The sequence below is a fragment of the Curtobacterium sp. VKM Ac-1393 genome (genome assembly GCF_015350995.1).
In the GTDB taxonomy this organism is placed as follows: Bacteria; Actinomycetota; Actinomycetes; order Actinomycetales; family Microbacteriaceae; genus Curtobacterium.
Window position 1 is genome coordinate 441115 of record NZ_JADKRW010000002.1, and the last position, 23126, is coordinate 464240.

The 23126-nt window shown below is 70.7% G+C and carries 17 protein-coding genes; 9 read left to right on the forward strand and 8 right to left on the reverse strand.

From position 1 onward, the window contains the following. Position 1: 1 nt before the first annotated feature. Positions 2–1687 (reverse strand): long-chain-fatty-acid--CoA ligase, encoded by a 1686-nt coding sequence (locus ITJ59_RS05935; protein WP_194650184.1) that lies wholly within the window; start codon positions 1685–1687, stop codon positions 2–4. A gap of 106 nt (positions 1688–1793) precedes the next feature. Here ITJ59_RS05935 and ITJ59_RS05940 point away from each other — a divergent pair, with 106 nt between their 5' ends. After that, positions 1794–2717 (forward strand): oxygenase MpaB family protein, encoded by a 924-nt coding sequence (locus ITJ59_RS05940; RefSeq protein WP_194650185.1) that lies wholly within the window; start codon positions 1794–1796, stop codon positions 2715–2717. Positions 2718–3000: 283 nt separating this feature from the next. Here the strand turns inward: ITJ59_RS05940 and ITJ59_RS05945 are convergent, their stop codons facing one another. The 4 genes from ITJ59_RS05945 to ITJ59_RS05960 form a co-directional block, all read right to left on the reverse strand. Further along, the gene (locus ITJ59_RS05945) at positions 3001–4032 is read right to left on the reverse strand and encodes an aldo/keto reductase (protein ID WP_194650186.1); all 1032 of its coding nucleotides are present in this window, start codon (positions 4030–4032) and stop codon (positions 3001–3003) included. Further along, positions 4029–4715 (reverse strand): TIGR03086 family metal-binding protein, encoded by a 687-nt coding sequence (locus ITJ59_RS05950; RefSeq protein WP_323749418.1) that lies wholly within the window; start codon positions 4713–4715, stop codon positions 4029–4031. Before ITJ59_RS05950 ends, ITJ59_RS05945 begins: the two co-directional genes overlap by 4 nt. Before the next feature lie 467 nt (positions 4716–5182). Then, positions 5183–5743, reverse strand: a complete 561-nt coding sequence (locus tag ITJ59_RS05955; RefSeq protein WP_194650187.1) for a YceI family protein — start codon at positions 5741–5743, stop codon at positions 5183–5185. A gap of 109 nt (positions 5744–5852) precedes the next feature. Beyond that, positions 5853–6404 carry a hypothetical protein gene (locus tag ITJ59_RS05960; protein WP_194650188.1) on the reverse strand — a complete coding sequence of 184 codons (552 nt, stop codon included), beginning with the start codon at positions 6402–6404 and terminating at the stop codon, positions 5853–5855. A 930-nt stretch (positions 6405–7334) separates the two neighbouring features. Between ITJ59_RS05960 and ITJ59_RS05965 the strand changes: the two genes are divergently transcribed. The 8 genes from ITJ59_RS05965 to ITJ59_RS06000 all read left to right on the forward strand — a co-directional run bounded on the left by ITJ59_RS05965 (position 7335) and on the right by ITJ59_RS06000 (position 16445). Beyond that, positions 7335–8339 carry an aldo/keto reductase family protein gene (locus ITJ59_RS05965; RefSeq protein WP_194650189.1) on the forward strand — a complete coding sequence of 335 codons (1005 nt, stop codon included), beginning with the start codon at positions 7335–7337 and terminating at the stop codon, positions 8337–8339. A gap of 208 nt (positions 8340–8547) precedes the next feature. Beyond that, complete coding sequence (locus tag ITJ59_RS05970) at positions 8548–9075, forward strand: GtrA family protein (protein ID WP_194650190.1); 528 nt, start codon at positions 8548–8550, stop codon at positions 9073–9075. Then, positions 9072–10592 carry a glycosyltransferase gene (locus ITJ59_RS05975; RefSeq protein WP_194650191.1) on the forward strand — a complete coding sequence of 507 codons (1521 nt, stop codon included), beginning with the start codon at positions 9072–9074 and terminating at the stop codon, positions 10590–10592. The genes ITJ59_RS05970 and ITJ59_RS05975 overlap by 4 nt, the downstream gene beginning before the upstream one ends. Next, positions 10589–12577, forward strand: coding sequence for an ArnT family glycosyltransferase (locus ITJ59_RS05980; protein WP_194650192.1), 1989 nt, complete (start codon positions 10589–10591; stop codon positions 12575–12577). The genes ITJ59_RS05975 and ITJ59_RS05980 overlap by 4 nt, the downstream gene beginning before the upstream one ends. Before the next feature lie 173 nt (positions 12578–12750). Continuing rightward, positions 12751–13572, forward strand: a complete 822-nt coding sequence (locus ITJ59_RS05985; protein WP_194650193.1) for a DUF4397 domain-containing protein — start codon at positions 12751–12753, stop codon at positions 13570–13572. 162 nt (positions 13573–13734) lie between these two features. Further along, positions 13735–14910 (forward strand): glycosyl hydrolase family 8, encoded by a 1176-nt coding sequence (locus ITJ59_RS05990; RefSeq protein ID WP_194650194.1) that lies wholly within the window; start codon positions 13735–13737, stop codon positions 14908–14910. Further along, positions 14907–15605, forward strand: coding sequence for a class F sortase (locus ITJ59_RS05995; protein ID WP_194650195.1), 699 nt, complete (start codon positions 14907–14909; stop codon positions 15603–15605). The genes ITJ59_RS05990 and ITJ59_RS05995 overlap by 4 nt, the downstream gene beginning before the upstream one ends. 45 nt (positions 15606–15650) lie before the next feature. Next, entirely contained in the window at positions 15651–16445 is a 795-nt protein-coding gene (locus ITJ59_RS06000; protein WP_228511091.1) for a polyprenol monophosphomannose synthase, read from the forward strand. A 176-nt stretch (positions 16446–16621) separates the two neighbouring features. Here the strand turns inward: ITJ59_RS06000 and treZ are convergent, their stop codons facing one another. From treZ to glgX, 3 genes are read right to left on the reverse strand one after another with little or no spacing between them, the layout of a single operon-like run. Further along, positions 16622–18376, reverse strand: coding sequence for a malto-oligosyltrehalose trehalohydrolase (gene treZ / locus ITJ59_RS06005; RefSeq protein ID WP_194650197.1), 1755 nt, complete (start codon positions 18374–18376; stop codon positions 16622–16624). Beyond that, positions 18373–20877: a malto-oligosyltrehalose synthase gene (treY, locus tag ITJ59_RS06010; protein ID WP_194650198.1), complete on the reverse strand. Its 2505-nt coding sequence runs from the start codon at positions 20875–20877 to the stop codon at positions 18373–18375. Before treY ends, treZ begins: the two co-directional genes overlap by 4 nt. After that, positions 20874–23108, reverse strand: coding sequence for a glycogen debranching protein GlgX (gene glgX / locus ITJ59_RS06015; protein WP_194650199.1), 2235 nt, complete (start codon positions 23106–23108; stop codon positions 20874–20876). Before glgX ends, treY begins: the two co-directional genes overlap by 4 nt. Positions 23109–23126 lie beyond the last annotated feature (18 nt).

Here is a 23126-nt window from a genome sequence, read left to right on the forward strand (position 1 = left end):
GTCAGTCGTCGGCGAGGATCTGGTCCCGCACCTTCCGCCGCAGCACCTTGCCGATCATCGAGCGCGGCAGGTCCTCGACCACCACGACCCGGCGCGGCACCTTGTAGGCCGCCAGCTGGTCGCGCGCCCACGCCCGGAGTGCTGCGGCGTCGAAGGACGACGGGTCCTTCGGCACGACCGCGGCGACGACCTGCTCGTTGCCGGCTTGCGTGATGCCGACGACCGCGACCTCCTTGACGCTGGGGTGCTTGAGCAGGGCGTCCTCGACCTCGGACGGCGAGACGTTGAAGCCACCCGTGATGATGAGCTCCTTGAGGCGGTCGACGATCCGGACGTACCCGTCGGCGCCGATCGCCACGATGTCGCCGGTCCGGAACCAGCCGTCGGGCGTGAAGACCTCGTCCGTGGCCTCGGCCTTGCCCCAGTAGCCGCGGAACACCTGCGGGCCGCGCACCTGCAGCTCGCCGGACTCGTCGACGCCGAGCACCTTCGTGCTGTCGTCGGGGTCGACCACACGGGCCTCGGTGGAGGACAACGGCAGACCGATCGAGCCGAGGCGACGCTCCGGGGACACCGGGTTGGCCATCAGCACCGGGGAGCACTCCGACAGCCCGTAGCCCTCGACCAGGTACCCGCCGGTCCGGGCCTCCCACGGTTCGACGATGTCCTGCGACAGCGGCATGGCGCCCGAGATGCCGATCTCGATGCCCTCGAGCGACACCTTCGCCGAGTCGGCTGCGTGCTGCAGTCGGGCGTAGATCGGCGGCACGGCCGGCAGGAACGTCGGCGGGTGCTTCTTGATCGCGGTGAGCACGAGCGCCGGGTCGAACGTCGGGAACAGCACGAGCCGCGAGGCCATGCTCATCGCGAAGGTCAGGCACAGCGTGAGGCCGTAGGCGTGGAACATCGGCAGCACCGCGTACACGACGTTGTCGCCGCGTCGGATCTGCGGCACCCAAGCCCGGGCCTGTGCGGCGTTCGCCAACAGGTTCCGGTGCGTGAGCACGGCGCCCTTCGGCGTGCCGGTCGTGCCCGAGGTGTACTGGATCAGGGCGATGTCGTCCGTGGACGGGCGCGGGTGCCGCTTCGACAGCTTGCGGGTGCCGACGAGGTCGTCCCACTTCGTCGTGCCGCGCACCGGGGTGGTGAGCTTCGCGCGCGATTCGCGGGCCTTCGCCACCGGCAGGGCCAGGGCGATCCGGGTGGTGCGGGGCATCGCGCGGGTCAGGTCGACGGACACGATCGCGTCGAGCGCCACGTCGGCGGGGAAGTCCTGCAGCGTCGCGACGGACTTGTCCCAGGCGATCGCGACCTTCGCGCCGTGGTCCTCGAACTGGTGCCGGAGCTCGCGCGGCGTGTAGAGCGGGTTGTGCTCGACCACGATCCCGCCGAGACGCAGGACGGCGTAGAACGCCACGATGTGCTGCGGGCAGTTCGGCAGCACGATGGCCACGCGGTCGCCGGCACCGACACCGAGCTTGCGCAGCCCGTTCGCCGCGCGGAGGATCTGCTCCTGCAGGTCTGCGTAGCTCGTGGTCCGCTTGAAGAACTCGAGCGCGACCCGGCCCGGGAACCGGCGTGCGGATTCCTCGACCAGGTCGAACAGGGAACCGTGTTGTTCCTCGATGTCGTGCGGGACCCCCGGGGCGTACGAGGCAAGCCAGGGACGAGGCGTGTCGATGCTCACGCGACCAAACCTAGCGGGCCACCCCCGGGCCCGCTGGGAGGCGTCCGTCACGACCGGGGTGCACGAAGCCGAGCGCGTTCCCAGGGGGCGGACGGACGATGACGCCATGCCCTCCGTCTCCGATGCCTTCCGCTCCCGCCTCAACGACACGTTCACCGGTGGGGCGACGAGCAAGCCGGAGTGGATCGACGAACTCGAGCAGGGGACCGATGCCGGCTTCTTCGGCCCCGGTTCCGCGACGTGGGCGGTGCACGGCGGCAAGCAGACGATCGTCGCCGGTGTCCGCGCGCTGCTCGTCCAGGCCCTGCACCCCGGTGCCCTCGCCGGCGTCGCCGACCACTCCCGTTACCGCGAGGACCCGTTCGGACGGCTCGCCGGCACCATCCGGTGGATCTACACGGTCTCGCACGGCGACACCGCGACCGCTCGAGGTGCGAGTGAGTGGGTGCTGCGCCTGCACGAGCGGGTGCGCGGCCAGTACGTCGACGGCCACGGCATCGCGCGCGACTACGCGGCGAACGACCCCGACCTGGCCCGCTGGGTGCACCTCGCCTTCACCGACGCGTTCCTCCGGGCCGCGCAGCGCTGGGGCGGCCCGATCCCCGGCGGTGCCGACGCCTACGTCCGGGAGTGGGCGACCGCCGGCCGGCTCATGCGCGTCGAGGACGCCCCGGAGTCCGAGGCGGAACTCCGCGCCCAGATGGACGGCTACCTGGACCGCGGCGAACTCGCGGTCACGGCCCGCACCCGCGACGTCGTCAAGTTCATCAAGAACCCGCCGCTCGCGCTGATGCTGCGGCCCGGGTACCAGGCACTGTTCCAGGGCGCGGTGTCGACACTCGATCCCCGCCACCGGTCGATGCTCGGCCTGCGGGCGCCGGCGATCGGCCCCGTCGAGCTGCCCGTCGGCCGGGCGACCGGTCTCGTGCTCGACGGCATCGGCGGTGTGCTCGGCAACCAGACGGGGACTGAGCGCGCAGCGCTCGTCCGCATCGCACGCCTCGAGCGCGAGCGCGGCGCCGTCGCCTGACCGACCCGGCCCGTCAGGGACGGAAGACGCCGTCGTCACGGCGAGACGCCGCCGAATCCGGCGGCGTCTCGACGCCGGAGCGGCGTCGCGCGGACACGGCGGCGTCGTGCGGACACGGCGGCGTGTTGCGGACACGACGGCGTCGTGCGGACACGACGGCGTGTTGCGGACACGACGGCGTGTTGCTGACACGACGGCGTGTCACCTGCAGGAGACGCATCTGAGCGCGGACGGGAGGCGCGGGGCGGGGTCGACCCGCGCCTCCCGTCCGCTCGTGGGAGCGTCAGAAACCGGACGGCACCCGCGGCGTGTACGCGGACTCGAGTCGCGTCACCTCGTCGTCGGTCAGCGTGATCGCGGCGGCCGCGACCGCGTCGTCGATGTGGTGCTCCTTCGTCGCACCGACGATCGGCGCGCTCACCGCGGGCTTGCCCGCCACCCACGCCAGGGCGATCTGCGCCATGCTCACGCCGCGGTCGCTCGCGACGGACTCGACGGCTCCCACGATCGCGCGGTTCGCGTCCTCGTCCTGGCGGTACAGCGTCTTGCCGAACTCGTCGGTGCTCGCGCGCGAACCGGAGCCGTCGGCGTCCCACGGCCGCGTGACCTTGCCGCGGGCGAGGGGGCTCCACGGGATCACGCCGACGCCCGTCGCGTGCGCGAAGGGGTGCATCTCGCGCTCTTCCTCGCGTTCGAGCAGGTTGTACTGGTCCTGCATGCTGACGAAGCGGGTCCAACCGTGCAGATCGGCGACGTGCTGCATCTGCGCGAACTGCCACGTCCACATGCTGCTCGCACCGAGGTAGCGGGCCTTGCCGGCCTTGACGACGTCGTGCAGGGCCTCCATCGTCTCCTCGATCGGGGTCACCGGGTCGAAGCGGTGGATCTGGTACAGGTCGACGTAGTCGGTGCCGAGGCGGGTCAACGACGCGTCGATCTCGTGCATGATCGCGACGCGGGAGAGCCCGGCGCCGTTCCGCCCCGGGCGCATGCGGTTGAAGACCTTCGTGAGGACCTGGACGTCCTCGCGCGGGGCGAGCTCCTTGAGGAGCGTGCCGGTGATCTCCTCGCTGGAGCCGTCGGAGTACACGTTCGCCGTGTCGAAGGTGGTGATGCCGGCGTCGAAGGCGCGTCGTACGAAGGGCCGGGCCTCGTCGATGCCGACGCTCCACGCGTGCGAGCCGCGGTCGGGGGCGCCGTAGGACATCATGCCGAGGACGATGCTGCTGATCTCGAGGCCGGAGGCGCCGAGGCGCGTGGTGTTCGTGCTTGCCGCGTTGCCGGTTGCTGCGTCGCCCGGTGCTGGGTTGCTCATGCGCTCACCTTCGCATCGCGGCCTGTGACGGCGAGCAGGCGCACCTGCAGCGGGGCGTCGTCCGTGACGTCGACCGGGGCGGCGTAGAGGCCGGTGGCGGCGAGGTCCTCGATCTGCGGCTCGAAGTACTCCCACACCGCCTGCACGAGCTCGTCCGGCAGGGTCTCGTCGGTACCCGTCGCCCGCGCCAGGTCCCACGTGTGGATGGTGATGTCGCTGGTCTGCTCGGTCAGGTACTGGCCGGCCGGCACCACGTCGGTGCTCAGGTGCACGGGGGTGTCCTTCGGGGCGCTCCGCCAGGCGTCGGTCGCGGCGGAGGCGAAGCGCTGCCACTCGGCCACCAGGTCATCGCCGATCGACTCGAGGTCGGCCTCGGCCTGGGCGTAGTCGCACCCCGTGAGGAGCTTCGGGATCCAACGCTGTTCGTCGACGACGTGGGCGACGAGGTCGCGGGTGGTCCACTCGGAGTCGGGGGTGGCGGCGTCCCAGTCCGTCACGGCGGCGACGCGGCGGCCGAACTCAGCTGCCGCGAGGGCCTGCATCGCGATCCAGTCGGTGGCCATGGTGGTGCTCCCGTTCGTGTCGGTGTTCGTGCTGGTGCTCGTGCTGGTGTTCTTGTTCGTGTGCGGCGGTACAACTCGCTGCTCGTGGTGCGGATTCCCGAGCGCGTGGAGAGCCTGCACCCGCTGCCCAACGCTACGCCGCCGAGCACCCCAGGGGCCTGCGGTCGCGCTGCCGCGGTTCCGGCGTTCTGGCAGGCTGCCGCGGTTGGCGCCGAGCGGGCGAAATGCCGGGGTCCCGCGCTCGCCCACCCTGCGTTTCCACCCGCTCACGCCCGCTCACGCCGCGGGAGCGGGGCGCTCTTGCGCCTGGTGGAGCGACGAGTCGGCGGCTCCGGATCGGCCTGTCGATGTGCGTCTGCCGGGCCGAGCGGGCGAAATGCCTGGGGCGAGCGTCGGCGGGGGCGGGTGTTTCGCCCGCTCGCCGCACATTGTCGGGCAGTGTGCTCGGGCCGCAGGGCCGCAGGGCCGCGGGGCCGGACGGTGGCTGGGACGACGAACGCCCCGGCTCCGTGGGGAGCCGGGGCGTGTGTCTCGGGTTCGGGTGCTGCTGTTCGGTGCCCTCAGTCAGATGGCGAGTCCGAGGGGACTCAGGCCGCCTGGAGGACGAACTGGACGTCGAGGTTGATCGTCACGTCGTTGCCGAGGGTGAAGCCGCCGGCCTCGAGCGCTGCGTTCCAGTTGACACCGAACTCGGTGCGGTCGATCTTGGTGGTCGCCTCGGCGCCGAACTTGACCTGACCGTAGCCGTCGGTGGTGAAGCCGCCGAGCTCAGCCTTCAGGACGACGGGCTTCGTGACACCGCGCAGGGTCAGGTCGCCCGAGATGTGCAGGTCGTCGCCCTTGGCCTCGATGCCCGTCGAACGGAAGGTGAGCTGCGGGTGCTCTTCGGTCAGGAAGAAGTCGCTCGTCTTGAGGTGCTGGTCGCGCTGCTCCTGGCCGGTGTTGATCGACGCGACGTCGATGGCCGCCTCGATGGTCGACTCGAGCGGGTTCTCGGCGGTGACGACGGTGGCGTCGAACGTCTCGAACTTGCCCTTGACCTTGCTGATGGCGAGGTGGCGGACCGAGAAGGTGACCTCGGAGTGGGTCGGGTCGATCTTCCAGGTACCGGTCTGGTAGCCGGGAACGGTTGCGGAGGTGAGCGTCATGGTGGTCCTTCTTCCGAACGAGAGTCTGTGGTGCGACGCGATCCATGCGCCTGCATCAACCTGATACTACGCCAGTGTGCACCCTTTTGGTTGAAGCGTCAACCATTGTTCACCGAAGTGTCGCGAAGCGGTGGTCGTGTCGCGCGTTGTACCCGACTTCGAGGAGTCGACGGATCCGCTGCACGAAGCGATCGAGTCCGCGCCCGAGATCGTCTGCCGTGGCTCGGACCAGCCACCAGTCCTCGTGCTTCAGGTGCTCGCCACGAGTCAGGTCCTTCCTGAACGTTGCCGGATCCGTGCGGTGGAGATCGCTCTCGTACTCGATCGCCACCCGGGCCTCGGGGTACGCGAGGTCCACACAGGCGATCCACCGGTCGTCCACGATCACGTCGTGGTTCAGGGCCGGCTGCGGAAGCCCGCTGCGCACGAGTGCCAGACGGGTCCGGGTCTCGCCGGGCGAGCGTGATCCCTGCCGGATCTCCTCGAGCGCGAGACGGAGCTTCACGACCCCTCGTTTTCCTCGCCGCCGCCCCACCGCTCGGGCGAGTTCGTCGAGCGTGGCCCACCCGAGCCAGCCGACGAGGGCGTCACCGGCGATGATCAGTTCCTCCAGCGTCAACATCGTGCTCAGCGCGACGAACGTGTCCGCGGGGGTGCTCAACCGCACTCCTCGACTCTGCGTCGTGCGGATCGTGCCCTTTCGGGCGCGATGGCCGACGGCTCCTCGAACCCGGAGTGCTTGGTCGACCCCGACCGTCGTGACGTGGAGCCGTGGCGTGCCCTCGAACCGCCGGGGGAGTGGGATCCCGAGGATCGCGGCGGCCGTGACGTGTGTGAACACCTGATCCGTCCGCAGCCGGGGAGCGAGTGCTCGGGCACGTTCCTCGACGGATCGTGGCGGAGTCGCGGACCGGATCCCGTGGAACGGGCGAACGAGGTCTCGTGCGTCGAGCCGGCCGCGCGACACCCCTCGATGCAGGGCGTCCCGGACGCGGAACGAGGCGTCCCGCAGGATCAAGGGGAGTCGGCGTCTGGCGGTCATGTCCACATCGTGGAGCCGGGCGGGCGCGACGGTGGTGAGTCGTGCCTCCCGTGTGGACGGACCGCGGTGCTGGCGCCCCTGTGGAGGAATCACGCTGCAGCCGAGCGGGCGAAACACCGGGGGACGTGCACGTGCCGACCGCGGCATTTCGCCCGCTCACGGGGGGGCACCCGAGTGGGCCGCCGCGAATGGCTGAGCGGTCGGGACCGCGGCGGCAGCGTCAGCACGTCGGGCTTGGGAGGCGCTGCCGCGGCCACGACGTCGGCGATGACGACGCGAGCGGGCCTATTGGCCGGGTGCTGCGGCCGGAGTACTCGGGCATTTCGCCCGCTCGCGGAGACGACCGAGCGCACCACGCCCGTCGCACGCCCGCCCGCCGCCCGCCCGTCGCACGCCCGCCCGCCGCCCGCCGCCCGCCGCGCCGCCCCGCCGTCGCACGCCCGCCGCTCGCCCGCCGCCCGCCCGCCCGGCCCGGCCCCGCGCCAGGCCGGGGTGGCAGGCACTGGCGGGGCCCCTCGGTTGTCGGGGGCCTCCAGTAGCGTCGGGACCATGGAATTCAGGTACCTGGGAAACTCCGGACTCAAGATCTCCGAGATCACGTACGGCAACTGGCTGACGCACGGCTCGCAGGTCGAGAACGACGTCGCCACCCAGTGCGTGCGGGCAGCGCTCGACGCCGGGATCACCACGTTCGACACCGCCGACGCGTACGCCAACACGGCGGCCGAGAAGGTCCTCGGCGATGCCCTCAAGGGCGAGCGGCGCGCTGGTCTCGAGGTCTTCACGAAGGTCTACTGGCCCACCGGCCCGAAGGGGCACAACGACACCGGCCTCAGCCGCAAGCACATCATGGAGTCGATCGACGGCTCGCTCGAGCGGCTCCAGACCGACTACGTCGACCTCTACCAGGCCCACCGCTACGACCACGAGACCCCGCTCGAAGAGACCATGCAGGCCTTCGCCGACGTGGTCCGCCAGGGCAAGGCCCTCTACATCGGCGTCAGCGAGTGGAACGCCGAGCAGATCCGCGCCGGCGCCGCGCTCGCGAAGGAGCTCGGCTTCCAGCTCATCTCGAACCAGCCGCAGTACTCGATGCTGTGGCGGGTCATCGAGGGCGAGGTCGTCCCCGCCTCGAAGCAGCTCGGCCTGTCGCAGATCGTCTGGTCGCCGATCGCGCAGGGCGTGTTGACGGGCAAGTACAAGCCCGGTCAGCCGCTGCCCGAGGGGTCCCGCGCCACGGACGAGAAGGGCGGGGCGGACATGATCAAGCGGTTCATGCGCGACGAGGTCCTCGAAGCCGTGCAGCGCCTGCAGCCCGTCGCCGACCAGGCCGGACTCACGCTCGCACAGCTCGCGATCGCGTGGACACTGCAGAACGAGAACGTGGCCAGCGCCATCGTCGGCGCCTCGCGTCCCCAGCAGGTCACGGACAACGTCAAGGCCGCGGGCGTCACGCTCGACGCCGACGCGCTCGCCGCCATCGACGCGGCGCTGGGTGACCTCCCGGAGCGCGACGCGTCCAAGACCGTGTCCCCGGCGCAGCGTCCCGCCTGAGACGCGACCCACCATCGGACGGGAGGCCCGTGGCGACGCCGCCACGGGCCTCCCGTCCGTTTTGTCGTGTGCCTGCACAGACCGGTCCGGTCTGCGCAGACCGGCCGTCTGTAGCCCATGTGAACAGCACGTGTCGTGGAACTGGCAGAGACCTGGGTAAGTCTGTACCCCTCCCAAACCACGATCCGGTTACCCCCGAATCGGGGGCATGACCCGAACTGATACCCCCGTTCTGGTGTCACCCGACACCGGCGCGGAGCCGACCGTGCGACCCGGCACGGTCGCTCGCCTGCTCGCCACCGCGAGGCAACTCGCGTCGTTCGGCACGATCGGTGCCGTCTGCTTCGTCATCGATCTGGGCATCTACAACCTGCTGCGCGCCACCGTCATGCCCGACGGTCCCATCGCCGCGAAGATCGTGTCGGCCGTCGTGTCGACCGCCGTGGCGTGGATCGGCAACCGCTTCATCACGTTCCGCGCCGAGCGCCAGACCGGCCGCCGCGAGACCGTGCGCGAGGGGCTGCTCTTCGCCGCCACGAACCTGATCGGGCTCGCCATCGCCGCAGCCTGCCTGTTCGTCTCGCACTACGTCCTCGGGTTCACCTCGACCCTCGCCGACAACGTCGCCGGCAACGGCGTCGGCCTCGTGCTCGGAACCGCCTTCCGGTTCGCCGCGTACAAGGCCCTCGTCTTCCGTTCCACCGAAGCTCGTCGCACGAAGGGGCTCGCCGCATGACCATCTCAGCCACGCTGCTCACGGCCGCAGGGCCGCTGCTCCAGCCGAACGAAGGGACCGCTCCGTCGAGCGTCCCGAACCGAGGGACCACCGACGTCCCGACCGGGGGCTCCGGGGCCGCCCAGCAGGCCGCCTGGTCGCTGGGCGAGTGGATCGGGTACTCCGCCCTCATCGCCATCTCCGTGCTGCTCACGATCGTCGCGCTGACGACGCTCTGGTGGATGCTGCACGCATGGCGCTCCCGTGACGCCCTGAAGTCGACCAGCTTCAGTCAGACCCCGCGCCCGGCCGCGCACCGCTTCACCCTGTTGGTGCCCGGACGGCACGAGCAGGAGGTCATGGGCCAGACGCTCGACATGCTCGCGAAGCAGGACCACCCGGACTTCGAGATCATCGCGATCGTGGGCGAGGACGACCCGGAGACGGACGCCGTCGTGCGTGCCGCCGCGGCCCGTCACCCCGAACTGATCCGAGTGGTCGTCGACGACACGCTGCCGAAGAACAAGCCGAAGGCGATGAACCTGGCGTTGCAGTACGCGACCGGCGACGTCGTCGGCGTGTTCGACGCCGAGGACGAGGTGTACCCGCACCTGCTCACCCTGGTGGACTCGCGGTTCCAGGAGACCGGAGCCGACGTCGTCCAGGGCGGCGTGCAGCTGATGAACTTCAAGTCCAGCTGGTGGTCGCTCCGGAACGTGCTGGAGTACTACTTCTGGTTCCGCTCGCGCCTGCACTTCCACGCCGGCTCGAAGTTCATCCCGCTCGGCGGCAACACCGTCTTCGTGACGAAGGAGCGCCTCGACTGGTCGAACGGCTGGGACGCGCACTGCCTGGCCGAGGACTGCGAGCTCGGTGTCCGGCTGTCAGCCGACGGCGCGAAGGTCGTCGTGGCCTACAGCCCCGAGGCCGTCACCCGCGAGGAGACCCCGCCGACCTTCGCGTCGCTGCTCAAGCAGCGGACGCGCTGGAACCAGGGCTTCCTGCAGGTGCTCGGCAAGGGGGAGTGGAAGAAGCTGCCGTCGTTCCGACAGCGCTTCTTCGCCCGCTACATGCTGACCATGCCGTTCATCCAGGCAGCGACCGGTCTGCTCATCCCGCTCAGCGTCCTGATGATCCTGTTCGTGAAGGTGCCCACGGCGATCGCGCTCGTGTCGTTCATCCCGGTGGCGCCGACGCTCATGCTGCTCGCGGTGGAGGTCGTCGGACTGAACGAGTTCGGCCGCCTCTACAAGGAGAAGGTCCGCTTCCGTGACTACGTGAAGCTCGTGCTCGGCCTGGTGCCGTACCAGATCTTCCTCGCCGCAGCGGCGGTCCGTGCCGTCGTGCGCCACGCCAAGGGCCAGAACGGCTGGGAGAAGACCGAGCACACCGGACAGCACCGCAACGCGGAGCAGCCGGCCGAGGTCGTCGGCTTCGCGTCCGAGCTGACCGGGTCCGCGGGCGGGTCTTCGTCTTCGTCTTCGTCTTCGTCTTCCGAGCGTGAGCTCGCCGGCACGACCACAGGAGGGACCCGATGACCGCCAGCATCACCAACACCACCGGCATCCCGATCCGCGGTGCCGTTGCCGGCGACCGGAGCCGCATCGGCGCCTGGTTCCGCAGGCACGCCGCGAGCCTGACCTGGCTGCTGCCGGTCGTCGCGATCACCGTCGTCGTGCAGGCCTGGAACATGTCCGGCACGCCCCAGCGGATCGACGACGAGGGCACGTACACGGCGCAGGCCTGGGCGATCATGCACCTCGGCGAGATCACGCACTACACGTACTGGTACGACCATCCGCCGCTCGGCTGGGTCCAGATCGCCGGGTACACCGGGCTGACCGGAGCGTTCGCGCGCTACCCGTTCGCCGTCGAGGCCGGCCGCGAGGCGATGGTCTTCTTCTCCGCCGTCTCGAGCATCCTGCTGTTCGTCCTGGCACGCCGACTCGGCACAGGCCGGATCACGGCCGCCGCCGCCGGGCTCGTGTTCGCGCTGTCGCCGCTGGCCCTGCAGTACCACCGCACGGTCTACATCGACAACGTCGCGACGCCGTGGCTGCTCGCCGCGTTCGTCCTCGTACTGAGCCGTCGGCAGCAGCTCGCCGGGTTCGCCGGCGCCGCAGCGTGCCTCGGCATCGCCGTGCTCTCCAAGGAGACGTACCTGCTCGCGCTCCCGTTCCTCATCTGGATGGCGGTCCGTCGCGCCGACAAGAGCACCCGCCGGTACACGCTGAGCGTCGCCGGGGCCGTCCTCGTCGTCATCGGCGGCGGGTACCTGCTGCTCGCCGCGGTGAAGGGTGAGCTCCTGCCGAGCAGCGGGCGTGTCAGCCTGCTCGAGGGCATCACCTACCAGCTCGGCTCCCGTTCGGCCTCCGGTTCGCTGTTCGACGCGGGCAGCCTGGCGAACGCCGCCGCTTCGCAGTGGTGGGCGCTCGACCCGGTGTTCATCGTGCTCGGTTCGGTCGCCGCGATCGTGGGGCTGTTCCTGCGTCGGGTCCGCCCGATCGCCGCGATGCTCGTCTTCCTGCTCGCGATGATGTTCCGTCCGAACGGCTACCTGCCGGTGCCGTACGTGATCATGCTCATCCCGTTCGCCGCGCTGCTGGTCGCCTACACGGCCGAGCGCGCCGTCCTGGCGATCGCCGGTCGCACCCGGACCCGCACCCGGCTCAGTGGTGCCACCCGTCGCGGCCTCGGCATCACCTGGGCCGTCACCACCGCCGTCGCCCTCGTGGTGGCCGTGCCGCTCTGGGGTACGCAGCTCCGCGGCTTCGTCCTGGGCAACCTGGACCTGCCGATGCAGCAGGCCGAGCAGTGGGTCGGTGACAACGTGTCAAAGTCCTCGCGTCTGCTCGTCGACGACGCCATGTGGGTCGACCTCGTCGACGACGGCTTCGCCCGGAACAACGTGGTCTGGTACTACAAGCTCGACACCGACGGAGCCGTGGAGCGCCAGTCGCCGAACGGCTGGAAGGACTCGGACTACGTCATCACGACGGATTCGATGCGGACCGGCGGCAACTCGTCGTCCGACATCCGTCAGGCGATCGAGAACTCGACGGCCGTCGCGACGTTCGGTACCGGCGACCAGCAGGTCGAGGTCCGACGGATCCACGCCGAGGGCTCGACGGCTGCGCAGGCCGCGATCACCCGGGCCAGCGACGTCCGCAAGACGATGGGCACCGAGCTGGCGTCGAACCCGGCACTCCGGGCCGACGACGGCACGAAGTCCCAGTTCCGTGCCGGCCAGGTCGACTCTCGGGCGATGATCGCGCTCGGCCAGGTGCTCGCCGACCAGGACGTCCGAGTCGACCGGTTCACCCCGCTGACGGGCGAGACCGGCCAGCCGTTCCGCACCGCGGTCCTGCACACGAGCGACGCTGCCTCGGCGGAGCGTGTGGCCGCCACCCTGCGCGCCATGCCCGACACGTTCCGCCCGGCCTCGGTCGAGCGCGATGGCGAACGCCTCACCGTCACGTACACCCCGGCGGACCCGACCACGACCGCGACGAGCGCCTCGTGATCCGCCGGGCTGCTTCCCCCACCGCCGAGCGGGCCGCCGAGCGGGCGAAATGCCCGGGTGCTCCGGGCACCGACCCCGGCATTTCGCCCGCTCGCGGGGCGGCCCGCACGACCCCGGCACGCACCACCACCGCACAGCACCGGACCAGCACCACGACCCGAAGGAGCACGACCATGACCGCACACACCCAGCGACGCCGCACCGTCGTCGTCGGCGCACTCGCAGCGACCCTCGTCGCCGCGACCGTCGGACTCGCCGCACCCCAGACCGCCTCCGCCGCCACGGCCGACGAGGGCTGGCTCCGCGTCGGACACCTGTCGCCCGACACGAAGGGCGTCGACGTCGAGCTGTCCAGCCTGTCCGGCGGCAAGACGGTCTTCGAGCTCGACGACGTCACCTACGGCCAGGTCAGCAAGTACCAGGAGCTCCCGGTCGGCACCTACGTACTGTCGATGCGGGCCTCGGACGCCCCGGACTCCACCCCCGTGATCTCGACGGACGTCAAGGTCGACAAGGGTGACGCGAGCACCGTCGTCGCCTACGGCAAGAACACCGACCTCAAGACGACGGCGTTCACCGACGACCTGCAGCAGCCCGGCGACGGCAAGGCGAAGCTCCGGCTGGTCCAGGCCGCCACCACCGCGAAGCAGGTCGACGTGAGCACCTCCGAGGGCACCGCCATCGCCGAGGGCGCGAAGTTCGGCACCGCCACGAAGTACGCCACGGTCGACTCGGGCAAGTGGACGCTCGACGTCTCCGGCAGCGGCCAGCAGGGCACCGCCAGTGTCGACCTGGCGGGCAACACGGTCTCCACCCTGTTCGTCCTCGACGACAGCAAGGGTGACCTGACGGTCGTGCCGGTCACGGACGCCGCGGCCACCGCCGCGACGCCGACCGGCGGCGTGCAGACGGGTGGCGGCGGCGCGGCCGCCGACCGCCCGATGACGGAAGCGGTCCACGCGGCCATCGCAGCGCTCCGCTCGCTGTACCGCTGACGCCCTGGCCGGGAGGCACGGATCACGTGCGCCGACACGCTCACGTGATCCGGGCCTCCCCACCGGCACGGCCGGTCCGCCGCTGGCGCGTCGGCCCGGAACCGGCGTTGTGGGCCCCCCCGTCCAGTGCCCACGTCACCATCCACGGAAAGGCAGGCCAGCATGACCCGCAGGACCTGGATACCCGTCACCGCCGCAGCGGCGGTGGTCGCCGCCGTCGGCGTCGCACTCATCGCGGTGCGGCCGTGGGGACAGGACCCGACGGCCGACGGCGGCTCGGTCGCCACCCCGACCTCGACCAGCGCGCCCGACGCGGCGCGCTCCCCGGAGGAGCTCCGGACAGAGTTCCTCGACCGGTACGTGCAGGACGGCCGCGTCGTCCGCACCGACCAGGGCGACGACACCGTCAGCGAGGGACAGGCTTACGGGCTGCTCATCGCCTTCGCCAACGATGACCGTGACCGGTTCGACGACATCTGGAAGTGGACGAAGACGCACATGCTGACCGACGACGACCTGCTCGCCTGGCGCTGGACGCCCGACGACGGTGTCGCCGACGAGCAGTCCGCGAGTGACGCCGACCTCGACGCCGCTCGGGCCCTCGTGCTCGCCGGTGACGCCTGGGGCGAGGACCGGTACACCGCCGCCGGCAAGCGCATCGCCGCGGCGATCCTGCAGCACGAGACGGCGGAGACGGACCTCGGCACGATCCTGCTGCCCGGGCCGTGGGCCGACTCCGAGCCGTACCGGTACAACGCCTCGTACGCCTCGCCGGCGGCCTTCACGGTGCTCGCGAAGGCCACGGGTGACGACCGCTGGACCGCACTCGACCGCGGGTCGCGTGCCGTGACGGCAGCCGTGCTCGACGAGTCTCAGCTGCCGAGCGACTGGTCGCAGGTGCACGCCGACGGCACCGTGGACCCGATGCCGGCCACCGGCGGGGACCAGCGTGTGCTGTACGGCTACGACGCGATGCGGACCCCGGTCCGCTACGCCGAGGCCTGCTCCGCCGACGACCGCGCCCTCGCCGGAGCGCTCGCCCCGACCCTGCGGCGGACGACTGAGCTCGCGTCGCAGCTCGACCTGGGCGGCACCGCGGTGACCGGGGACACGAACGCCCTGGCGTACACCGCTCGGGCGGCGGCCGAGCACGCCGCGGGGTCCTCCGGTGCGGCAGCCGGGTCCTCCGGTGCCGTCGCCGACGACCTGGAACGGGCCGACCGGACGGCGGCGACCACGCCGACGTACTACGGGGACGCCTGGGCGGCACTCGGTGCCACCATGCTGACCTCGGACGTGCTCGGCGGTTGCGCGACGACGGCCGGAGGAGCGTCGTGACCGGCCGACGGTCCGCGGGGCGCGGTTCGGTGTTCCGACGTCGTGGCGTGGTGATCGGGGCCGTGCTGGCCACGGTGCTCGTGGGCGGCGGTGTCACCGGTGTGGCGCTCGCGTCGACCGTCGGCACCGACGGGCCGGACGGTCGGGCCGGTTCGGCGCCGTCGAGTTCTGCTTCTGCTTCTGCTTCTGCTTCTGCAGGGTCGGGCATCGAGGGATTCCAGGACCCCGCGGCACCCGACGCTCGTTCCACCGCGACCCCGGTCAGCGTCTCGATCCCCGCGATCGGCGTGCAGTCGAGGCTGGAGGACCTGCACCGCGGCTCCGCGGGCGAACTCGACCCGCCCGTCGACTGGGACAGCGCCGGTTGGTTCAGCGACGGCATCGTGCCGGGCGAGGTCGGCCCGGCCGTCATCGCCGGCCACGTCGACAGCCCCACGAGCGCCGCGGTGTTCTTCCGGCTCGACGAACTGGTCGCCGGTGACGCGATCCACGTCGCGATGTCCGACGGCACCACCCGCACCTTCACCGTGGACCGCTCGGAGCGCGCCGCCAAGTCGGCGTTCCCGACGAGCGACGTCTACGGCACCACCCCGACCCCACAGCTCCGACTGATCACCTGCGACGGCGTGTTCGACACCGCCACCGGGCACTACACGGACAATCTGATCGTGTTCGCAGACCTCTCGTCGGACTGACCCAAACACCGACCGATACATTCGATGTGGAGCACGAGGAGCACCATGAGCGAGACACTGGTCATCATCCCGACCTACGACGAGGCAGAGAACGTCCGTCCCATCGTCGAGCGCACGCTCGCCGCGACCGACGACACGGTCCACGTGCTCGTCGTCGACGACAACTCGCCCGACGGCACCGGTGACATCGCGGACGCGATCGCCGGCGAGACCGACCGGGTGCACGTGATGCACCGCACGGTCAAGGACGGCCTCGGCGGCGCGTACCTGTCGGGATTCGCCTGGGGTCTCGAGCACGGCTACGACAAGCTCGTCGAGATGGACGCCGACGGCTCGCACCACCCGGAGTACCTGCCGTGGATGCTCGAGCTCGCCGACACGAACGACCTCGTCCTCGGGTCCCGGTGGATCGCAAGCGGGAAAGTCGAGAACTGGCCCTGGTACCGCGAGCTGCTGTCCCGCGGGGGCAACCTCTACACGCGCCTGGCCCTCGGCATCGCGGTCCGCGACGCCACCGGCGGGTTCCGGGTCTTCACCTCACGGGCGTTCGAACGGATCGACCTGGCCGGGGTCGCCTCGAAGGGCTACTGCTTCCAGGTGGACCTGTGCTGGCGCGCCCTCGAGGCCGGACTGCGGGTCGTCGAGACCCCGATCACCTTCACCGAGCGCGAGTTCGGCGTCTCCAAGATGAGCGGCAACATCGTGCGCGAGAGCCTGGCCCTGGTGACGAAGTGGGGCATCGACCGCCGCATCCGCGAGACCCGTTCCCTGGTCAAGGACCACCGGAAGCTGCCGTCGGTGCGGACGAACGCGCACGCCGTGGCGGACCACGCGTCCTGACCCCCGGCTGACCTGGGCCGCTCGGGTCATCGCTGAACCACGACGCTGAACCACGACGTCGAACCACGACGCCGAAGCGACAGTGTTCCGCGGACCGTTCGCGGGACACTGTCGCTTTCGTGGACCGGTGCCGGCCACCGGGCACCCGTGGCCGGCCCGCGCGACAGACGCCGGGGCTAGCGCAGCACGACCACACCCCGCCCGCGGAACCGCACGCAGTCGGTGGCGACCTCGGCCGCGCCGAACCGGTAGAGCTCTTCGCCGGTCGCGCCGGGGACGGGCACCTCGGCCGCGTCGTCGAGGAAGTTCACCACGATGTGCACCGGCGCGACGTCGGGGCCGAGCAGCCCGCGGGTGAGGACGAGCCAGCGTCGGTCCTCGCTGAACCGCACCGCGTTCGCCGCGTACCGGTGGTCGACGAAGGCCTGGTCGGTTCGCCGCAGTGCGACGAGCACCCGGTAGGCGCGCAGGATCGCCGCTCCCCGCTCGGAACTGACGTCCGCCCAGTCGAGCTTCGAGTTCGTGAACGTCGTCGGGTCCTGCGGATCCGGCACGGAGGACTCGTCCCAGCCGTGCTGGGCGAACTCGCGGATGCGGCCGTCGGCCGTCGCCTTGCCGAGCTCGGGCTCCGGGTGCGACGTGAAGAACTGCCACGGCGTCGTCGCGGCGAACTCCTCGCCCATGAACAGCATGGGCGTGAACGGACCGAGCAGGGTGAGCGCCGCCGCGATCACCAGCCCCTCGTCGTCGAGTGTCGCAGCGAGGCGGTCGCCGGCGGCCCGGTTGCCGATCTGGTCGTGGTTCTGGTTCGTCACGACCAGGGCGGTCGCGGGGGAGGTCCCGCGGTCGATCGGCTGCCCGTGCCGTCCGCCACGGAACGAGGACCACGTGCCGTCGTGGAAGAACCCGTGCTCGAGCACCTTCGCGAGCGCCGACAGCGGCGCGAAGTCGGCGTAGTAGCCGTTCGTCTCACCGGTCAGCGCCACGTGCACCGCGTGGTGGAAGTCGTCGGACCACTGTCCGGCGAGTCCGTACCCGGCGGCTTCCCGCGGGCGGAACATCACCGGGTCGTTGAGGTCCGACTCGGCGATCAGTGACAGCGGACGACCGACGAAGGCGCCGTACGCGTCGGTCTCGTCGGCCATCTCGGCCAGCACGTGCGGTCGGGTGGTGTCGCGGATCGCGTGCACGGCGTCGAGCCGGAGCCCGTCGACGTGGTGGTCGCGGAACCACATGCGCACGTTGTCGAGCACGTACCGACGGACCTCGGGGTGCTCGACGTTGACCGAGTCGCCCCACGTGTTGCCGAGCCCCTGCAGCAGGTACGGCCCGTACAGCGGCAGGTAGTTGCCGCTCGGGCCGAGGTGGTTGTAGACGACGTCCTGGATGACCCCGAGGCCGAGTGAGTGCGCCGTGTCGACGAACCGGTCGTAGGCGTCGGGACCGCCGTACGGGGCGTGCACCGCGTACCAGGCGACCCCGTCGTAGCCCCAGTTCCACTCGCCGTTCACACCGTTGACGGGGAGGAGTTCGACGAACTCGACGCCGAGCTCGACCAGGTGGTCGAGTCTCTGGGCGGCTGCGTCGAGCGTGCCCTCTGGTGTGTAGGTCCCGACGTGCATCTCGTAGATCACGGCGCCACGGGCCGGTCGCCCGGTCCACGACTCGTCGGTCCACGCGAAGCGCGCCGGGTCGACGACCTCGGACGTGCCGTGCACGCCGTCCGGCTGGAAGCGACTGCGGGGGTCCGGACGGACCGCGTCGTCGTCGCCGAGACGGAACCCGTAGCGAGCGCCGACGACCGGCATGATCGCGTCGGTCGACCACCAGTCGTCGTCGCCTCGGATCAGCGGGTACTCGACGTCGTCGACGACCAGGCGGACCCGGTCCGGCTCGGGCGCCCAGACGGCGTAGCGGTCGGGTGCGGTCATGCGTGACCCTCCAGGATGTCGATCTCCGCTTGCGCGTCGGATTCGGTCGCTGCTGCGGTGCCTCCGGCTGTCGACCGGGAGGCCCGCCCCGCGTCGGACGCGTCGGTCACCGTGTCGGCGTGGCCGGCTGCACCGACCGTGGTGGCGGGCACGAGCAGCGCGACCGGGTAGGTGGTGAGCAGTTCCGCGAGCGCGATGCCCCGGCTGGCCGGGAAGGTCCGACCGGTGAGCACGTCGACCCGGTCGACGGGGACGGCGTGCACGAGGGTGTCCCCCCAGCCGCCGACCCGGTCGAGTCCGATCGGCAGTCGCGTGGCGATCGTCACGGCGCCGCCGCGGTCGAACGCGACGACGTGGTCTGCTGCACTGCCGGTGGCCTCGAGCGCGAGGTACCGCGTGAACAGTTCCGGCTGGTCGCGGCGGAGTCGGAGCGCACGGGCGGTCACGAGGAGCTTCGCAGCGCCGTCGATCCCGACGGTGGGCAGGTCCTCGGGGCCGTCGTCGTCCGGGCCGTCGATCTCGGCGAGGACGTGGCGCCGTTCGGCGTAGTCCACGGCTCGGCGGTTGTCGGGGTCGACGAGGGAACGGTCCCAGAACTCGGTGCCCTGGTAGACGTCCGGCACGCCGGGCGCGGTGAGCTGCACGAGCTTCTGTGCCAGCCCGTTCGACCACCCCGCCGCGTCGATCCGTTCGTCGAGGGCATCGAGCACGGCCACCACCGCGGGCTCGTCGAACGCCGCGTCGACGAGGGCGTGCATGCGCTCCTCGAACGCCGTGTCCGGCTCGGTCCAGGTGGTGCTGTCGCCGGCTTCACGCGACGCCTTCTCGGCGTAGGCGTGCAACCGCTCACGACTCGCGGGTCGCGCACCGACGATCGCCTGCCAGAGCAGGTCGGCGAACACGCGGTCCTCGAGCGGGACGAGGGACTGCAGCCGGTCGAGGGTGTCGGCCCACTCGCTGCCGAGCTCGGCCAGGACGGCGATGCGCGCTCGAGTGTCCTCGCTGCGCTTCGTGTCGTGGGTGGTGAGCGTCGTCATGGTGTGCGGCCAGCTGCCGAGCCGGTCGCGCTGCGCCTGGTGGAAGTCGGCCACGGACACCGCGAACACGCTCGGGTCACCGCCGACCTCGCTCAGGGACGTCAGACGCGAGGTGCGGTAGAACGCAGTGTCCTCGACACCCTTCGCCATCACCATGCCGCTCGTCTGCTGCAGGCGGACCGCGGCGGCGTTCTCCGGGTCCACGAGCGCCGGAGCGATGCGGTCGATGACGTCGTCGAGGTCGGGTCGGGCCTCGGCGGCGCGCTCGAGGGCGTCGATGAGGTGGTGTGCGCCCTCCGGCAGGTACGTGCGGTACACGTCGAAGGAGGCGATGACCTCGGCGAGCGCGTCGACGAGCCGTTCGTGCGTGATCGCGTCCGCTCCGGCGGTGACCGGGGCGAGGAGGCGGGCGAGTCGTTCGACCTCGCTGCCGAGGATGCCGTCGGCGATCCCGCGACGGGTGTCGTGCGTGAGCTGCTGCCAGTCGGCCGGTTCCGCTCCCGAAGCAGCGGAGAGCGCTGCTTCGCCCGCGGGGTCGACGAGCACGCGGTCCAGGATGCCGAGGGCATCGTACCCGGTCGTACCGTCGACGGGCCACGAGCTCGGGAGCTCCTCGCCGGGTTCGAGGATCTTCTCGACGAGGGTGTACGCGCCGCCGGTCAGCTCGGCGAGGTCCTGCAGGTAGCCGGCGGGGTCGTACAGTCCGTCCGGGTGGTCGATGCGCAGTCCGTCGACTAGGCCGTCGCGGAACCAGCCGCCGATGACGCCGTGCGAGGCCGCGAAGACCTCGGGTTCCTCGACCCGGATGGCCGCGAGCGTGTTCACCGCGAAGAACCGGCGGTAGTTGAGCTCGTGGTCGGCACGCTTCCAGTGCACGAACGCGTAGTGCTGCAGCGCGTGCACGGCCTCGACCGAGTCGCCCGGGTGGGCGGTGCCCGGCGCGATCGGGTACGCGGTGTCGCCGACCCGGAGCACGGGGTGCTCGGCGTCGGAGGTGTCGAGCGACACGGCGTCGAGCAGCCGGTCGTCGAGGACCGGTACTCGCACCTTGCCGTCGCCGGCCGCCCAGTCGACGTCGAACGCCCACGCCACGGGGGAGCCCTTTCCGTGTTCGAGCAGGGACCACCACCACGGGTTGACCGCTGGGGTGGCGACGCCGACGTGGTTCGGGACGACGTCGACGAGCACGCCCAGCCCGACGGCGTGCGCGGCCTCAGCCAGCGCCCGCAGTGCGTCGTCCCCGCCGCGGTCGGTGTCGACGTGGGTGTGGTCGACGACGTCGTAGCCGTGGTTCGACCCCGGCTCGGACTGGAGCACGGGCGACAGGTAGAGCCAGTCGGCTCCGAGGTCGTGCACGTAGTCGACGAGGTCGCGGGCCGCGCCCAGGTCGAAGTCGGCCGACACCTGCAGCCGGTACGTGGAGACCGGGACGCGACGGCCGGTCTGCGGTGCACCGGCGGTCATCGTGCGGTGCCGCTCGGCGCGGTGGAGCCGGCCGGGTTCGACGGGGTCACGGCGTCCTGCGGGGACCGGGGCTCCGGTGCGCCGTCGTGGTGCTGGACCTCGACCGGGGTGACCGAGACCTCGTGGTCCGGTTCGGCGCGGAGGACGATCATCGACCGGGCGGGGACGTCGAGCGGTGTGCCCGCTTCGACGATCTCGTCGCGGGCGCCCGGCTCGGCGGTGTCGATGCGGACCGTCCACCCGGGGGAGTACTCCTCGGGCGGCAACGTGAAGGTCACGACGTCGTCGTGAGCGTTGAAGTAGGTGATGAAGGCCACGTCGGTGACGCGCTCGCCGCGGGAGTCGCGCCCGCGGATGCCCTCGCCGTTCAGGTACATGCCGACGCTCTTGCCGAAGCCGGAGTCCCAGTCCTCCGGGGACATGGCGTCGCCTTCAGGTGTGAGCCAGACCACGTCGGGCAGGGGCTCGTCCTGGCCGCGGCGGACCGGGCGCCCGTTGAAGTACCGGGTGCGTCGGAACGTCGGGTGGTCGTGGCGGAGCTTCACGACGTCGGCCGTGAACTGGACGAGGTCGTCGTCCGCGGTCTCCCAGTCGATCCAGCTGATCTCGGAGTCCTGGGCGTAGACGTTGTTGTTGCCGGACTGCGAACGGCCGAGCTCGTCACCGTGGGCGATCATCGGCACGCCCTGGCTGAGGAGCAGGGTCGCCAGGAAGTTCCGACGGCGCTGCAGCCGCAGGGCGTTGACGGACTCGTCGTCGGTCGGGCCTTCGGCACCGGAGTTCCAGGACCGGTTGTGGCTCTCGCCGTCGTTGTTGTCCTCGCCGTTGGCCTCGTTGTGCTTCTCGTTGTAGGCGACGAGGTCGTACAGCGTGAAGCCGTCGTGGGCGGTGATGAAGTTGATGCTGGCCTTGGGGGTGCGGCCGTCGTGCTCGTACAGGTCGGCCGATCCGGAGATGCGCGAGGCGAACTCGCCCAGTGTGGACGACTCGCCACGCCAGAAGTCGCGCACGGTGTCGCGGTACTTGCCGTTCCACTCCGACCACTGGGGCGGGAAGTTGCCGACCTGGTAGCCACCGGGGCCGACGTCCCACGGTTCGGCGATGAGCTTGACCTGCGACACGATCGGGTCCTGCTGCACGAGCTCGAAGAACGCCGACAGCCGGTCGACCTCGTAGAACTCGCGGGCGAGCGCCGAGGCGAGGTCGAAGCGGAAGCCGTCGACGTGCATCTCGGTCACCCAGTAACGCAGCGAATCGAGGATGAGCTGCAGCGAGTGCGGGTGCCCGACGTTGAGCGAGTTCCCGGTGCCCGTGTAGTCCATGTAGAACTTCTTGTCGTCGTCGACCAGGCGGTAGTAGGCCGCGTTGTCGATGCCTCGGAACGACAGGGTCGGCCCGAGGTGGTTCCCCTCGGCCGTGTGGTTGTAGACGACGTCGAGCACGACCTCGATGCCCGCGCGGTGGAGTTCGCGCACCATCGTCTTGAACTCCTGCACCTGCTGCCCCTGGTCGCCCGACGACGAGTAGTGCGAGTGCGGCGCGAAGAAGCCGATGGTGTTGTAGCCCCAGTAGTTCGACAGCCCCTTGTCCTGCAGGGTCGAGTCGTTCACGAACTGGTGCACCGGCATGAGCTCGAGGGTGGTGATTCCCAGGCGCTTGAGGTGGTCGATGACCGCCGGGTGCGAGACGCCGGCGTAGGTGCCGCGCTGCTCTTCCGGAACGTCCGGGTGGGTCTCGGTGAGGCCCTTGACGTGCGCTTCGTAGATCACCGTCTCGCCGTAGGGCGTGCGCGGTGCACGGTCGCCCTGCCAGTCGAAGAACGGGTTGATGACGACGCCCTTCATCATGTGCGCGGCGGAGTCGTCGTCGTTCGTCGAGTCCGGGTCGCCGAACGTGTACGCGAAGAGCGACTGGTCCCAGTCGATCTCGCCGCTCGTCGCCTTGGCGTAGGGGTCGAGCAGGAGCTTCGACGGGTTGCAGCGCGCGCCGCTGTCGGGGTCGTACGGGCCGTGGACACGGAAGCCGTACTCCTGACCGGGGCCGACGTTGGGCAGGTAGGCGTGCCAGACGTAGGCGTCGACCTCGACGAGGGGGATGCACTCTTCGTTGCCGTCGGTGTCGAACAGACAGAGTTCGACGCGCTCGGCGACCTCGCTGAAGAGCGCGAAGTTCGTGCCGCTTCCGTCGTAGGTCGCCCCGAGCGGGTACGGGTTGCCGGGCCAGGTGTGCAAACGGTCCTCCAGGTGATG

What these genes read in the sequence shown, in the direction of transcription:
- ITJ59_RS05955 (WP_194650187.1), bottom strand. Translation starts at nt 5,743, where the DNA reads ATGACGCTCACCTCCGCAACCGTTCCCGGCTACCAGACCGGTACCTGG.
- ITJ59_RS05975 (WP_194650191.1), top strand. Translation starts at nt 9,072, where the DNA reads ATGACCATCTCAGCCACGCTGCTCACGGCCGCAGGGCCGCTGCTCCAG.
- ITJ59_RS05990 (WP_194650194.1), top strand. Translation starts at nt 13,735, where the DNA reads ATGACCCGCAGGACCTGGATACCCGTCACCGCCGCAGCGGCGGTGGTC.
- ITJ59_RS05985 (WP_194650193.1), top strand. Translation starts at nt 12,751, where the DNA reads ATGACCGCACACACCCAGCGACGCCGCACCGTCGTCGTCGGCGCACTC.
- ITJ59_RS06000 (WP_228511091.1), top strand. Translation starts at nt 15,651, where the DNA reads ATGAGCGAGACACTGGTCATCATCCCGACCTACGACGAGGCAGAGAAC.
- treY (WP_194650198.1), bottom strand. Translation starts at nt 20,877, where the DNA reads ATGACCGCCGGTGCACCGCAGACCGGCCGTCGCGTCCCGGTCTCCACG.
- ITJ59_RS05970 (WP_194650190.1), top strand. Translation starts at nt 8,548, where the DNA reads ATGACCCGAACTGATACCCCCGTTCTGGTGTCACCCGACACCGGCGCG.
- treZ (WP_194650197.1), bottom strand. Translation starts at nt 18,376, where the DNA reads ATGACCGCACCCGACCGCTACGCCGTCTGGGCGCCCGAGCCGGACCGG.
- ITJ59_RS05945 (WP_194650186.1), bottom strand. Translation starts at nt 4,032, where the DNA reads ATGAGCAACCCAGCACCGGGCGACGCAGCAACCGGCAACGCGGCAAGC.
- ITJ59_RS05980 (WP_194650192.1), top strand. Translation starts at nt 10,589, where the DNA reads ATGACCGCCAGCATCACCAACACCACCGGCATCCCGATCCGCGGTGCC.
- ITJ59_RS05965 (WP_194650189.1), top strand. Translation starts at nt 7,335, where the DNA reads ATGGAATTCAGGTACCTGGGAAACTCCGGACTCAAGATCTCCGAGATC.
- ITJ59_RS05940 (WP_194650185.1), top strand. Translation starts at nt 1,794, where the DNA reads ATGCCCTCCGTCTCCGATGCCTTCCGCTCCCGCCTCAACGACACGTTC.